Genomic DNA, 13,681 nt, shown 5'->3' with positions numbered 1-13,681 from the left:
CCCGCGGTTCAGCGCAGCGAGATGCCCAGCAGCGCGTCCGCCGCCTCGGCGACGAGTGCACCGTCGAGGGTCTCGTCGGCCGCCCACAGGTCCAGTTCGACGAGAGCGGACGGGGTGTCCAGATCGTTCGCCAGGTGGTCCCGCACGGCGGCGAGGACAGCGTCGGCCGGCGCTCCCGACCGGGCCGCGGCGGTCCGCCAGGCTGCCAGCCGGGCGACCGCCCGCTCCAGCAGCTCGTCCGACCACGGCCGGTCGGTGCGGTAGTGGCCGTCCAGCAGCGCGGCCCGGACCGCCATCGGATCGACCCCCTCCGCCCGCAGCCGGGAGACGAAGACCAGGTTGCCCCGGGACTTCGACATCTTCTCGCCGTCCAGCCCGATCATCCCGGCATGGGTGTAGTGCTGGGCGAAACGCGGTGCGCCGAACAGCACCTCGGCGTGCGCGGCGGAGCATTCGTGGTGCGGGAAGATGAGATCGCTGCCACCGCCCTGCACGTCGATGCCCATGCCGAGCCGGTTCGCGGCGATCACCGCGCACTCGATGTGCCAGCCTGCGCGCCCGCGGCCGACCGGTGACTCCCAGGCCGGCTCGCCCGGTCGCTCCATGCGCCACAGCAGCGGGTCGAGTTGGTGCCGCTTGCCGGCCCGGTCCGGGTCGCCGCCGCGCTCGGCGAAGTACTCGAGCATCGTCGCGTCGTCGTAGCGGGACTCGTAGCCGAACCGGCCGGAGGCGGTGATGTCGAAGTAGACGTCCGGGAACTCCGGGTCCTCGACCCGGTAGGCGGCCCCGGAGGCGAGCAGATCGGCGACGGCGGCGGAGATCTCGTCCATCGCCTCGACGGCGCCGATGTAGTGCTCCGGCGGCAGCACCCGCAGTGCGGTCATGTCGGCGCGGAACAGGTCGATCTGCTCGGCGGCCAGGGCCTGCCAGTCGACACCGTCCCGGTCGGCCCGCTCCAGCAGCGGATCGTCGATGTCGGTGATGTTCTGCACGTAGCTGACCCGGTGCCCGCGGTCCAGCCACTGCCGCTGGACCAGGTCGAAGGCCAGGTAGGTGGCCGCGTGACCGAGATGCGTGGCGTCGTAGGGCGTGATGCCGCAGACGTAGATCGTCGCGACCGCGGCGGGCGTGCTGGGCCGCACCGTGCCGGTCGAGGAGTCGTAGAGCCGCAAGGCGGGCCGCTCACCGGTCGGTGCGGGCAGGGACGGAACCGGGGGCGTGGGCCAGGACTGCACCGGACAACACTAACCGGCCGGCGTGTCCCGCCCGACCCCCGGCACCACGTGCCGGCTGGCCTGCAGGATCGCGGCCTGCCAGCCGCTCAGCGCGGTGCCGCGCAGGTCCTTCGGCGGCGACGACACCGGGAACATCAGGTTCCCCCGGTCCCGGTGGTGCGGGAGGTTGAGGGCGTGTCCGAGCTCGTGGGCCAGCACCGTCTCGTCGTAGCTGTGCTCGGCGGCCCGGTCGTACAGCGACGCCTGGGTGATCACCCAGTCCGCCGAGATCCCCAGCGAGCAACCGGTGGTCCGGCCGCTGATCTCGCGCACCACCACGACGGTGACCGGCGCCCCGACGAGCCCGAGCACCCGCTGCGGCAGGTGGTCCAGGTAGAACGAGGTACGGCCCAGGATGTCGTCCAACAACAGGCCGCGGTTGGCCCGCGGGTCAAGCGCCTCCGGCGGAGCGGGCGCGGTGATCACGTCGACACCGGTGATCCGGACCCGGATCCCGGCCTCCGCTTCGAGCACCTCGCCGGCTCTGTCCAGCGCCGGCCGGACGTCCTCCGGACGGCAGAGCGGGCCGTTGGCGTCGGACAGGATCACCACGTGCACCCGCAGCACCCCGGGGGTGCTCTCCCGGCCGCGGACCTTGTCGCCGACCGCCTCGACGGCCCGCAGGCTGCCGTTCGCCGCGTCCAGCGCCAGCGCCCCGGCCGTCCGGGCGAAAGTGCGCGCGGCGCCGCGGGCGGCCGTCAGCAGGCTGCTCATCTGAAGTCCTCGATGGTCCGGTGGTCGCGGGGGTTCGGTGCGGGCAGGTCCGGGACCGCTACAGCGGCGGCCAGGGGATCGGCGTCCGGTTGCGCGGTGGTTCCGGGAACTCCGGCCGGTGCCGCAGCGCCGCGATCCGCTTGCGCAGCACCGAGTTCTCCCGGACGGTGAGCAGCTCGTCCAGCTGCTCCCCCAGCTCGCCCTGCAGCGCCCGGTCAAGCCGGCGCAGCCCGTCGACGACCGGCTCCGGCAACGGCTGGCCGGCCCATCCCCAGAGGATGGTGCGCAGCTTGTCCTCCTGGTGGAAGCACAGTCCGTGGTCCACCCCGAGGACCCGGCCGTCGCCCGGCGCCAGCACGTGCGAACCCTTGCGGTCGGCGTTGTTGACCACCAGGTCGAACCCGGCCAGCACGGCCAGCGCCGGCTCGTCGGCGTGCACGACCGCGACGTCGGCGCCGCGGGTGTCGATGGCGTTGAGCACCGGCTTCCAGCCGCGCGGGATGTCGTCGATCGCCACCAGATCGACCAGTTCGCCGCCGTCACCGGCTGCGGCCGGGGTGTCGATCCAGAGCTGCACCATGCCGGCGCCGAACGGACCGGGCCGGAGCACGGTAGGCGGCACGCAGTCCCACCCGGCGGCCGCGGCGACCAGGTAGGCGCCGTACTCCCGCTGCGCCAGGGTCCCGTCCGGGAAGTCCCACAGCGGTCGCTCGCCGCGGACCGGCTTGTAGACGCAGGTGAGGGCGATGTCGCCGAGCGTCACCGTGCCGACCAACGTGAGGTTCGACGCCTCGCTGACCCGCCCGTCGACCTCGATGTCGCCGAGGGTCAGCACCTCCAGGACCGCCCCGCGGTCCCGGTCGGCCGAACTGTCCGGGGAGCCGGTCCCGTCCGGGACCGCCGGCTCAGCCACGGACGTCCCGGTGGTAGCCGTTGAGCCGCGGGCAGATGTGGCCGACCGGGTCCAGCGGGTTGTTGCAGAGCGGGCACGGCGGGCGTCCCGCGGCGACGATCCGCCCGGCGTGCCGGGCGAACTCCTCGGCGTCGGCCAGGGTCAGGTAGACGCGGAGCGCGTCCGGCCCGTCCTCCCGGTCCTCCAGCACGATGTCCTCGGTCGGCTCCTCCTCGGACAGCGCGAGCAGCTCGACGATCACCTGCGAGCCCTCACCGTCCCAGGCCAGGCCCATGGTGCCGACGTGGAACTCGGCGTCGACCGGGGTGGTCAGGACGGGATCGGAGGCGGTGCGGGACGGCGTGCCGACCTCGGCGCCGAACCGCTTCGCGACCTCCTGGATCAGCGTGCCGAGCCGGTCCGCCAGCACGGCGACCTGCTGCTTCTCGCAGGCCACCGACAGCACCCGACGTCCCTCGACGACCTGCAGGAAGAATTCGCGCTCGCCGGGCTGCCCGATCGTTCCGGCGAGGAAGCGATCGGGTGAACGGAAGACGTGGATCTGTCGCGACATGGCCTCTCCAACATAGTTCAGCCGCCGCGGGCCGCCGCCGGTCCGGCCCTGTGAGCCAGGCGGATTCTGCTCTCCGGGGAACCTCGGGTGCGCGCCCGGCGACCCCGTCCGGCTCAGGAGGCCGGTCCGCCGACCACGGCGTCGGACGACCGGTCCGCGGCGTCGCCGTCCGGGGCCGGGGCATTCCCGTTGGCCACGGCCTCGGTGGTGGCCGCCGCCGGGTCCTTCTCCGCCGCCGGCGGCGGGCGCAGGGTGCCCAGCTCCCCGGCGTCGTTGATCCGCTCGACGAAGGTGCGGCCCGGCGTGTAGCGGATCACCGAGATCGACGCCGGGGCGACCACGATCCGCTGGAACCCGTCCAGGTGCAGCCCGAGTGCGTCGGCCAGGATCGCCTTGATCACGTCGCCGTGCGAGCAGACCAGCAGCACGTCGTGCTCCCCCGCGGCCCGGACCACGTCGCGGACCGCGGTGGCCGCGCGGGTGCCGACCGTCGCCAGGCCTTCGCCGCCAGGGAAGACGGCGAGCGAGGGCTGTGCCTGCACGGTCCGCCAGAGCGGCTCCTTCGCCAGTTCGGACAGCTTGCGACCGGTCCAGTCGCCGTAGTCGACCTCGGCGAACCGGTCGTCGATCTCCACCGGGACCCCGGTGGCGGCGGCCAGCGGTGCCAGGGTCTGCCAGCAGCGCAGCAGCGGGGAGCTGATCAGCCGGTCGAAGGTGACGGTGGCCAGCCGGCCCGGGACGCCGTCGGCCTGGGTGGTGCCGTGGTCGTCCAACGAGACGCCGTCGGAGCGGCCGGCCAGCACACCCGCGGTGTTGGCGGTGGAGCGGCCGTGCCGGAGCAGCACGAGTGTGGGCATCGGACCATCCTGCCGGAACCGGACGCATGCCCGGTCGACCCGGGGCGGGTCCGTTGTCCGTCAGTCCAGGACGCCGGCCGCGGCGGCCGCCTCGTGCACGGTGCGGAGCACGGCCACCCGGTGGTGCAGCGGACCCGGCGGAACTCCCAGGTTCACCGAGGTGATCCCGGCGTGTGCGTACGCCCCGAGCCTGCCGGCGATCCGCTCCGGGGTGCCGACCAGGCCGGTGGCGTCCAGGAACTCGAACGGCACCGTCGCCGCGGCACCGGCGTAGTCCCGGGACAGGTAGAGCCGCTGCACCTCGTCGGCCTCGGCGCCGAAGCCCATCGCGGTGGCGGCCCGGTGGTAGAAGTTCACCTTCTTCGAACCCATCCCGCCGATGTAGAGCGCCGCCTGCGGCCGCAGCGCCTCCGCCGCGACCTGCGGGTCCTCGTGCACCGACACGGTGACCTGGGCGGTGATGTCGATCGCTGCCGGATCGCGCCCGGCCTCGGCGGCCGCACCGCGGATCACGTCGATGTGGTCCTCGGGCCGGTCCGGGTCGACGAAGATGCCCAGCCAGCCGTCGGCGATCCGGCCGAGCAGTGCCAGGTTCCGGGGCCCGATCGCGGCGAGGTAGATCGGCACGTCCGGGCGCAGCGGACGCAGGTTCAGCGCCAGCGGCTTGCCCGGTCCGTCCGGCAGCGGCAGCGTGAAGTGCGCGCCGTCGGTGATCAGCCGCTTGCGCCTCAACGCCGACCGCACCAGGGTCACGTACTCCTCGGTGCGGCCCAACGGGTCGTCGAACCGGACGCCGTGCCAGCCCTCGGAGACCTGCGGGCCGGACACCCCCAGGCCCAGCCGCAGCCGACCGCCGGAGATCGCGTCCAGGGTGGCGGCGGTCATCGACGTCATGGCCGGCGTGCGGGCCGGCATCTGCAGCACCCCGGAACCGATGTCGATCCGGGTGGTGGTGGCGGCGATCGCGCCGAGCACGGTGACCGCGTCCGACCCGTACGCCTCGGCGACCCACGCGCAGTCGTAACCGATCTCGTCCGCCGCGCGGGCCAGCTCGACCGCGTCCAGCAGCTCCTGCGCCGAGGTGGCGTACCCCAGGGCGATGCCCAGCTTCATCGATGCGCTCCGCTCGCAGTCCCGTCCGGTGTGCCAGGCCACGGTAGCCGTCCGGCCCCGGCCCGCCTGACCGGTCGGGCCCGCTCGTCGCGTTAGATTCGGCGCCATGGAATCACGGCGCGTCGGACGCAGCGGCCTCACGGTGTCCAGGCTCGGCCTGGGCACGATGACGTGGGGCCGGGACACCGACGCCGACGACGCGGCGGCCCAGCTGGAGTCGTTCGTCGGCTCCGGCGGCACGCTGATCGACACCGCGAACATCTACGGCGACGGTGACGCCGAGGCGATCATCGGCACCCTGGTGCCGGACGTCGTCCCGCGGTCGGACGTGGTGCTGGCCACCACCACCGTCGGGGTCGGTGGTGGCCGCGGCCGGCTGCTGGCGGCCCTCGACGAGTCGCTGCGCCGCCTCGGCACCGACCATGTCGACCTCTGGCAGGTGCACGGCTACGACGGCGCGGTGCCGTTCGAGGAGACCTGTGCCGTGCTGCGCACCGCCGTCGACTCGGGCCGCGCCCGGTACGTCGGCGTCTCCGGGTTCACCGGCTGGCAGCTGGCGACCTTCGCCACCGCCCTGCGCTCCCCCGCCGGGGTGTCCCTGGTCTCGGCGGAGGCGGAGTACTCCCTCGCCGACCGCTCCCCGGAGGAGTCGCTGCTGCCCGCCGCGCACGCCCACGGGGTCGGCCTGATCGGCTGGGCCCCGCTGGGCCGCGGTGTGCTCACCGGCAAGTACCGGCACGGCACCCCGGCCGACTCCCGTGGCGCCTCACCGCATTTCGCCCGCTACGTGGGCCGGCATCGGACCGATCACACGGCGCGCATCGTGGAGGCGGTGGCCACCGCGGCCGAGGGCCTCGGCACCTCCCCGCTGGCCGTCGCCTGCGCCTGGGTGCGCGACCGGCCGGGGGTGTCCGCGGTGGTCGTCGGCGCCCGGGACAACGCCCAACTGCAGGGCTCGCTGGCCGGCCAGGACCTGGTGCTGCCGGCCGAGATCGTCTCCGCGCTGGCCGATGTCAGTGATCCGGACGGCGACGAGGACCTGTGACGCGGTGACGGACGGCAGGACCGGGAGGGTGACGGCGACGTGACCGGGCCCACCCAGGTCTTCGAGGAGTTCTGCGCCTCCGGCCTGTGGCCGGGGGTCGGCCAGGCGATGGCCGGAACGCTGCGCACGGCCGGGATCTCGACTCCGTCCCAGGTGACGGTGAAGGCGTTGACCGGCCTGCCCGGGGTCGCGGCCCGTCGCGCCGACCGGCTCTACACCGCCTGGATCGGCGCCGGGCATCTCTACTCGTTGGCGGAACTGCTGGTGCCGCTGGAACTCCCGGCCCGCTGGGCGTCGCGGCTGGTCGACCTGCTCGGCGACAACGCCGCGGACCGGTTGCGTGAGGACCCGTGGCGGCTGCTCGGGCTGCCCGACGTCACGGTGGCCCAGGCCGACCGGCTGGCCCGGGAGATCGAACCGGGCGTGCAGCGGGACGACCCGCGCCGCGGCCGGTCCCTGGTCGACTGGACCCTCGCCCGGTTCGCCCGCCAGGGGCACACCGTCTGCCCGCTCCCGTTGCTCGCGGATGCGTTGCGGCCCTTCGGCACCGACGCCCAGCAGGCGTTCAAGGACGCCGTCGACGCGGAGCTGGTGTCCGGGGTGCTGGCCGACGGGCAGCCGGCGGTGGCGCGCCGGGTGCTGGCCGATGCGGAGGAGGAGATCGCCTTCCACATCGGGCGTCTCGCCGACTCCGCGGTGTCGTTGGCGGGTGAGCGGGCGGTCAAGCAGGCGCTCAAGGGACTGGACGAGGTGCAGTCCGGTGCGGTGACACTGGCGGCGGCGGAAGGTGTCTCACTGCTCACCGGTGGCCCCGGCACCGGCAAGAGCCGGACCGTCGCGGCGATCGTGGCGCTCTGCACCCGGGTCAGCTCGAGCGTGGCGCTGGCGGCGCCGACCGGCCGGGCGGCCAAGCGGCTGGAGGAACTGACCGGGCACCCGGCCACCACGATCCACCGCCTGCTCGGGGCCCGCCGGCCTGGCCAGGACGACCGCGGCGCCGGCTCGTTCTTCGAGCACGACGAGGGCAACCCGATCGAGGCCGACCTGGTGGTGGTCGACGAGGCGTCGATGCTGGACGTCGAGCTCTGCGCGGCGCTGCTGGCGGCGCTGCCGGACCGGACCCACCTGGTGATCGTCGGTGATCCGGCGCAGCTGCCCTCGATCGGCCCGGGCCGGGTGCTGGCCGACCTGATCGACTCCGGGACGCTGCCGGTCACCGAGCTGACGAAGCTGTACCGGCAGGAGGAGGGCGGCGCGATCGCCCGGCTGGCGACCGCGGTGCGGGGCGGCGAGCTGCCCGCGGTGACCTCTCCCACCCACGAGGTGGTGGTGGTGCCCTGCCGCGGGTCGGAGGAGGCGGCGCACCGGGTGGTGCAGCTGGTCACCGACTCCATCCCCCGGGTGTTCGGGGCGTCCGGCGACCAGTTGCAGGTGGTCACCCCGGTGCACAAGGGACCGGCCGGGACGCAGTCGCTGAACAAGGCGCTCAAGGCCCGGCTCAACCCCGGCAACGGCACCGTCCGCGGCTTCGACGTCGGGGACCGGGTGGTGGCCACCGCGAACCACCTCGACGCCGAGCCCACCGGTTTCGCCAACGGCGAGGTCGGCACCGTGGTCGCGACCGGCGACAACTCCGTCCGGGTGGCGTTCACCGGCGGCGAGTCCGAGATCAGCGGGAAGTCGCTGAACGACCTGCTGCACGGCTGGGCGATCACCGTGCACCGGGCCCAGGGCTCGGAGTGGGACGCCGTGGTGGCGGTGATGCCGCCCGAGGCCGGTCAGATGCTGTCCCGGCCGTTGGTCTACACCGCGCTGACCCGGGCCCGGAAGCACCTGTCGGTCGCGCACGCCGCCGGACCCGCGCTGGCCCGGGCCGTGCACGACATCGGATCACAGCCCCGCCGCACCCGGCTGGAGGAACTCCTGCGGCATGATCGGGGAGCGACCGCCGACGGATCCGACGAGGACCAGGGCGGGGAGGAGGAGTCGTGACCGCTCCGTACGGCCGGATGGCCGGGTACCCGCACGGCGAGGACGGCGACTGGGAGTACGCCCCGCTGCGCTTCGACGCCGGCGTCTCCCGCTCCACCGCGGCGACCATGCTCTCCATCCGCGCCGAGTTCTCCGGCTGGGAGCTCGCCCGCGTCCTCCGCTTCGCCGACGGCAGCCGCCGGGTCTGGCTGCGCCGCCGGCGCACCCCCGGCCTCCTCCCCGACCTCACCCCCTGAACCTGCCCCTGACCTGACCCCCGCTGGGCGCGAGGATCTTCATCGCAGGCGCGTGTGAAGTTGCCGCCGTTGGGACGGGTGGTGCAGGAGTCGCCATTTTCGTACGCGCGCCACCGGTCCTGCGCTGCGTGTCCTCACACGCGTCCTGAGTCCCGCTGAACCGCCTGTGGCGTGGATCATCTCGGCCTGCAGGGGCGAACTCGTCGACTCCTGCCCCACCCGGAACAACAACGCCGTGTTGATCACTGCGACGGGTCCACCGATCGGTGGGCGGCACGTTCCACCGGTGCAACCACCGATCCGCCGACGAACCCGCGGACCTGCGCGGACAGGATCTTCTCCAGCGGCACGGGGGGAGGGTCCGAGCCGCAGCCCGGAGCCCGTCGGTGCAGGTGCCGCGGGCGACGACCGGCCCCGCGGCCGGGCGGGTCCGCCGGAGGGGCGCGGATCCGCCGGTCATCGGCTGCGGGGCCGGCACGGGCAGCGGTGGACCCGGCCGAGTGCAGAGTCGGCCGGGTGCAGACACGGCCGAGTGCAGACACCGGCGAGTGCGGACAGCGCCGCCGGGGGGCGGATCGTTGCACGGATACCGGACGAGCGCCCTGGGCACACCATCGGCGAGGGCGCTGTCGGATCAGCCTGTCCAGGCCAGTGCCGGTCGACTGGCATCGGAAACGGCGCGGACCGGACACCACCGGTCCCCTAGGGTGACGCGGTGAGCGAGCCCACTCCCCCGCACCGCCGCGGACTGCGGGAGTTCACCGCGCTCCCGGTGGTGCGGCAGTCCCTGGGCGTGGTCATCGCCTGCGGCGCGTTCGCGATCTCCTTCGGTGCCATCGCCGCGGCCGGTGGACTGGACGTCTGGCAGACGATGGCCCTCTCGCTGATCATGTTCTCCGGCGGCAGCCAGTTCGCCCTCGTCGGTGTCGTCGCCGGCGGCGGGTCCCCGTGGGCCGGCGCGGTCGCCGCGCTGCTGCTTGGGTCCCGCAACACTTTCTACGGACTGCGGCTGTCCACCCTGCTCGGACTGCGCGGCCTCCGCCGGGCGGCCGCGGCGCAGGTGGTGATCGACGAGTCGTCGGCGATGTCGCTGGGCCGGGACTCCGAGCGAGAGGCCCGGATCGGTTTCTACGTCACGGGTATCGGCGTGTTCACCCTGTGGAACCTCGGTTCGCTGATCGGTGCGCTCGGCGCCGGCGCCCTCACCGACCCGGCTGCTTTCGGTCTGGACGCGGCCGGGCCGGCGGCCTTCGTCGCGCTGCTCTGGCCGCGGCTCCGTGATCGGGAGACCTGGGCGATCGCCCTCGCTGCCGCGGGCCTCGCCGTACTGTCGGTGCCGTTCGTCCCGCCGGGGGTACCGGTACTAGTGGCCGCGGCGTTCGGCATCGCCGTCGGCGCGTGGCCCCGTCGGGAGCCGCCGTTGCCCGACCGCCCGGCCCCGCATGGGGAGGCCGCCTGATGCTGTGGGCCGCGATCCTGGTCGCCTCGGTCGGCTGCTACCTCTTCAAGCTCGCCGGGATGTCCGTGCCCGCCGGTCTGCTGGCCCGGCCGGCGGTGCAGCGGATCGCCGCGTTGCTGCCGATCGTGCTGCTGGCTGCGCTGATCGCCGTGCAGACGGTGTCCTCCGGCCAGCGGCTACTGATCGACGCCCGGCTGGCCGGCGTCGCGGTGGCGGTGATCGCCGCCTGGCGCCGGGCCCCGTTCCTGCTGATCCTGGTGCTGGCCGCCGTGACCACCGCACTGGTCCGCTGGTGGATCCCGGGCAGCTGATCGGTACCTCAGCTGGTGAGCAGGAACCGGTACAGCACCCGGGTCCCGAAGGTCAGGGCATCCACCGGCACCCGCTCGTCGACCCCGTGGAACAGGGCGGCGAAGTCCAGGTCCGCCGGCAGCTTGAGCGGCGAGAATCCGTACCCCTTGATCCCCAGCCGGGCGAAGGCCTTGTTGTCGGTACCGCCGCTGAGCATGTACGGCACCGGGTGCGCGTGCGGGTCCTCGGCCACCAGCGCTGCGGACATCGCGTCGACAAGAGCGCCCTCGAACGGGAACTCCAGCGGCGGCTGCCACACCCAGTCGATCTCGATGTCCGGGCCGACGATCTCCGCGACCTGCTGCCGGAAGGTGTCCTCCGAGCCCGGCAGCACCCGGCAGTCGACGGTCGCCTCGGCGGTGGACGGGATCACGTTCGCCTTGTAACCGGCCTTGAGCATCGTCGGGTTGGCGGTGTTGCGCAGGGTGGCGTTGACGATCCGGGAGATGTTGCCCAGCTTGGCGATGTGCCCCTCGAGGTCGTCCTCCGGGAACTCCATCCCGGTGAGCCCGGCGACCTTGTCCAGGAACGACCGCACGGTCGCGGTCATCGTCAGCGGGAAGTCGTAGGAGCCCAGCCGGGTCACCGCGGCGGCGATCTTCGTCACCGCGTTGTCGTCGTTGGTGAACGAGCCGTGGCCGGCCCGGCCGGTGGCCCGCAGCGTCGCCCAGGCCACCCCCTTCTCGGCCGCGGCCACCAGGTAGGCCCGGCGCAGGTCGTCGATCGCCACCGAGAAGCCGCCGACCTCCGACACCGCCTCGGTGGCGTCCGCGAAGAGCTCCGGGTGCTCGGTGACCAGCCACTGCGAACCCCAGGCGCCGCCGGCCTCCTCGTCGGACATGAACGCCCAGATGATGTCCCGCGGCGGCACCGTGCCCTCGGCCTTCAGCTGCCGGGCGACCGCGACCATCATCGCGACCATGTCCTTCATGTCGACGGCACCGCGGCCCCAGACGAAGCCGTCCTGCACCGCACCGGAGAACGGGTGGACCGTCCATTCCGAGGGATCGGCCGGCACCACGTCGACGTGGCCGTGCACCAGCAGCGCGCCCCGGGACGGATCCGATCCCTTGAGCCGGGCGAACACATTGCCGCGACCCGGGACGGCCTCGAGGTAGGTGGTCTCGTAGCCCACCTCCTCCAGCTTCTGCTGGATGTACCGGGCGGCCTGGGCCTCGCCGTCGCCGATGGTGTCCGGGTCACCGGTGTTGACCGACTCGAAGCGGATCAGCTCGCTGCAGAGCGTCACCACCTCGCTCTCGGCCTGGCTGGGACCCTGGACGGCGGAGGACGACTGGTCGGACATGGCGTCTTTCCTACCACCCGCGGGTCCGTCCGCCGGCCTTCCGTTCGGTGGTCGGTAGCACCGGCCCGGACCGGGTAAGCTGAGCCGTCGCAGCGCCAGGACGGGCTGCGGACCCGGGTCCGGGTGGCGGAATGGCAGACGCGCTAGCTTGAGGTGCTAGTGCCCGCAAGGGCGTGGGGGTTCAAGTCCCCCCTCGGACACTCTGGTTGAGACAGACGGCGTAACCCCTGCCAGCGGAAACGCTGCGCAGGGGCTTTGTCGTTCTGGCCTGTGATCATCCGCCACCCGGATCACCCTCCGTGGACCAATCGACCGAGCGCAGGCGCCGCCTCGCGCTCCATGGTCGGCAGGGCGTGAGAGTAGGTGTCCAGCGAGATACTGAGGGTCTGGTGCCCGAGTCGCTCCCGCACGATCTTCGGGTGCAGCCCGGCGGCGAGCCGCAGGGACTGCGCTGGTGTGCCGCAGTGAGCGTAGGTAAGTCGGCGGCAGGGCCGCTGTCCGTCGGTGGCACAGCGGTATCCCAGGTGAGCTTGTGATCTCGGGTGAATCGATAATCAGGCCGTAGCCCGGATCGTCCTGTAGAGCAGGCAGGGCTGAGCCAGCTGATGCGCGGGTGCTTCTTAGCGATGCGGCATATCCCAGGGCGCTTGGGTGCCATGCTCACATCGGGCCTTCTAGGGCTTGCTGATCACGGGTGGAGGTGACAGGTGGCCGCTCTGCGGCTGCTGTTTACGCGGCTGATTGTGCCGGTCGCTTCTCGTTGAGTAGTTGCCGGGGGGTGCGGCCGGCCATGTAGGCGCCGTTGTTCGGGCGGTGGTGGTTGTAGTCGGTGATCGCGGCGGCCAGGCCGGTCTGCAGATCGGCGATTCGGTCGATGCGGGCGCGGTGGAAGAACGGCCGGTAGAACTCGTGCAGCAGGGTGCCCTGGAACCGCTCGCAGACCGCGTTGTGGTTCGGGCTGCGCGGCGGGATCCGGTGATGCAGGATGCCGAGATCACCGAGGTGGCTTGTGAAGTCGCGTCCGACGAACTCCGGCCCGTTGTCGGTAAGGACCCCGGTGACCGGGACACCGAGCCGGCCGAACTCGGCCCGGACGTGATCCAGGAACCGGGCCGCGCCGGCGGCGGTCTTGTCCCCGACGATCAACGACACGATCGCCCATCGGGTCGCCACGTCGACCGCGGTGAACTGCCAGATCGTGCCCACGCCTTTGAGCTTGCCGACGTAGAAGGTGTCCATCGACACGTTCTGCCCGGCTACCGACGCGGCCTGGCAGAACCCGAACGGCCCCGCCATCGCGGCGTCGGTGAGCTGGCCGGTGTCGGCGGCGGTGAGCGAGGCCAACGCGGCCAGCCGCTGCGCACGGCGGCCCAGCTGGTGTCGCACCAACACCTTCTGCACCCCCGACGCGGACCGGTGAACATCATGCTTGGCCAAGTGGCGCAACAACTGTCGCGCACCAAGCGTCGGGTGGGCGACCGCGACGGCCAGGATCGCCGACACCTCCTGCGCGCTCATCGCGGTGGGCATCGCCGGTGGCCGGCGCCGCTTGGGCACCAGCGCCGCCGACCCGTACCGGGCCGCGGCCTTGACCCACCGGTAGTAGGCCGTGCGGGACACCCCGGCCGCCCGGCAGGCCGCCGACACACCCACCTTCGCGGCCTGGGAGATGACGTGCGCACGCCGATGCGCGATGATCTGATCTGGGGTCACGGGTGGTCTCCTTCTGGTCACCGAAGCAACCGAAGGCTCCCACCCGTGACCCCACCCAACTCAGCGAGGTGTCACCTCGACCCGTGATCAGCAAGTTCTAGGGACGTCGTCCCGAGACTGTTCGGCGAAGAATCTGGCGTCCTCCCGGACGCCAG

The 13,681-nt window shown here is 72.8% G+C and carries 13 protein-coding genes and 1 tRNA gene; 6 read left to right on the top strand and 8 right to left on the bottom strand.

Translation table 11 applies throughout. The features are described from left to right. Positions 1-8: 8 nt before the first annotated feature. From mshC to GIS00_RS08265, 6 genes are all read right to left on the bottom strand, one after another. Complete coding sequence (mshC, locus tag GIS00_RS08290; protein ID WP_322097696.1) at positions 9-1,235, bottom strand: cysteine--1-D-myo-inosityl 2-amino-2-deoxy-alpha-D-glucopyranoside ligase; 1,227 nt, start codon at positions 1,233-1,235, stop codon at positions 9-11. Between the two features lie 9 nt (positions 1,236-1,244). Next, the gene (locus GIS00_RS08285; protein ID WP_154767675.1) at positions 1,245-1,988 is read right to left on the bottom strand and encodes a matrixin family metalloprotease; all 744 of its coding nucleotides are present in this window, start codon (positions 1,986-1,988) and stop codon (positions 1,245-1,247) included. Between the two features lie 58 nt (positions 1,989-2,046). Next, positions 2,047-2,829, bottom strand: coding sequence for an SCO1664 family protein (locus GIS00_RS08280; RefSeq protein ID WP_154768048.1), 783 nt, complete (start codon positions 2,827-2,829; stop codon positions 2,047-2,049). Positions 2,830-2,893: 64 nt separating this feature from the next. After that, positions 2,894-3,454 carry a DUF3090 domain-containing protein gene (locus GIS00_RS08275; protein ID WP_154767674.1) on the bottom strand — a complete coding sequence of 187 codons (561 nt, stop codon included), beginning with the start codon at positions 3,452-3,454 and terminating at the stop codon, positions 2,894-2,896. 113 nt (positions 3,455-3,567) lie between these two features. Further along, entirely contained in the window at positions 3,568-4,311 is a 744-nt protein-coding gene (locus tag GIS00_RS08270; RefSeq protein ID WP_154767673.1) for an MSMEG_4193 family putative phosphomutase, read from the bottom strand. Positions 4,312-4,371: 60 nt separating this feature from the next. Continuing rightward, positions 4,372-5,424, bottom strand: a complete 1,053-nt coding sequence (locus tag GIS00_RS08265) for an LLM class F420-dependent oxidoreductase (RefSeq protein WP_154767672.1) — start codon at positions 5,422-5,424, stop codon at positions 4,372-4,374. Positions 5,425-5,530: 106 nt separating this feature from the next. Here GIS00_RS08265 and GIS00_RS08260 point away from each other — a divergent pair, with 106 nt between their 5' ends. From GIS00_RS08260 to GIS00_RS08240, 5 genes are all read left to right on the top strand, one after another. Next, the gene (locus tag GIS00_RS08260; RefSeq protein ID WP_154767671.1) at positions 5,531-6,469 is read left to right on the top strand and encodes an aldo/keto reductase; all 939 of its coding nucleotides are present in this window, start codon (positions 5,531-5,533) and stop codon (positions 6,467-6,469) included. 108 nt (positions 6,470-6,577) lie between these two features. After that, the gene (locus GIS00_RS08255; RefSeq protein WP_154768047.1) at positions 6,578-8,461 is read left to right on the top strand and encodes an ATP-dependent DNA helicase; all 1,884 of its coding nucleotides are present in this window, start codon (positions 6,578-6,580) and stop codon (positions 8,459-8,461) included. A gap of 17 nt (positions 8,462-8,478) precedes the next feature. Next, positions 8,479-8,697: a DUF5703 family protein gene (locus GIS00_RS08250; RefSeq protein WP_154768046.1), complete on the top strand. Its 219-nt coding sequence runs from the start codon at positions 8,479-8,481 to the stop codon at positions 8,695-8,697. A gap of 715 nt (positions 8,698-9,412) precedes the next feature. Next, positions 9,413-10,156: an AzlC family ABC transporter permease gene (locus GIS00_RS08245; RefSeq protein WP_322097691.1), complete on the top strand. Its 744-nt coding sequence runs from the start codon at positions 9,413-9,415 to the stop codon at positions 10,154-10,156. Continuing rightward, positions 10,156-10,467, top strand: coding sequence for an AzlD domain-containing protein (locus GIS00_RS08240; RefSeq protein WP_230312931.1), 312 nt, complete (start codon positions 10,156-10,158; stop codon positions 10,465-10,467). The genes GIS00_RS08245 and GIS00_RS08240 overlap by 1 nt, the downstream gene beginning before the upstream one ends. A gap of 8 nt (positions 10,468-10,475) precedes the next feature. Here the strand turns inward: GIS00_RS08240 and GIS00_RS08235 are convergent, their stop codons facing one another. Then, positions 10,476-11,813, bottom strand: a complete 1,338-nt coding sequence (locus tag GIS00_RS08235; RefSeq protein WP_154767670.1) for a M20/M25/M40 family metallo-hydrolase — start codon at positions 11,811-11,813, stop codon at positions 10,476-10,478. Positions 11,814-11,930: 117 nt separating this feature from the next. On the opposite strand from GIS00_RS08235, the gene GIS00_RS08230 reads away from it, so the two are divergent. Next, positions 11,931-12,013 (top strand) — tRNA-Leu (locus GIS00_RS08230). 529 nt (positions 12,014-12,542) lie between these two features. Here the strand turns inward: GIS00_RS08230 and GIS00_RS28880 are convergent. Next, on the bottom strand, positions 12,543-13,526 hold the full coding sequence (locus tag GIS00_RS28880; RefSeq protein WP_154767669.1) for a DDE-type integrase/transposase/recombinase: 984 nt from the start codon (positions 13,524-13,526) through the stop codon (positions 12,543-12,545). Between the last annotated feature and the right edge of the window lie 155 nt (positions 13,527-13,681).

The sequence above is a fragment of the Nakamurella alba genome (assembly GCF_009707545.1).
GTDB lineage: Bacteria > Actinomycetota > Actinomycetes > Mycobacteriales > Nakamurellaceae > Nakamurella > Nakamurella alba.
The sequence above is the reverse complement of the archived record's forward strand: the minus strand, read 5'-3'. Positions and strand labels throughout refer to the sequence as shown.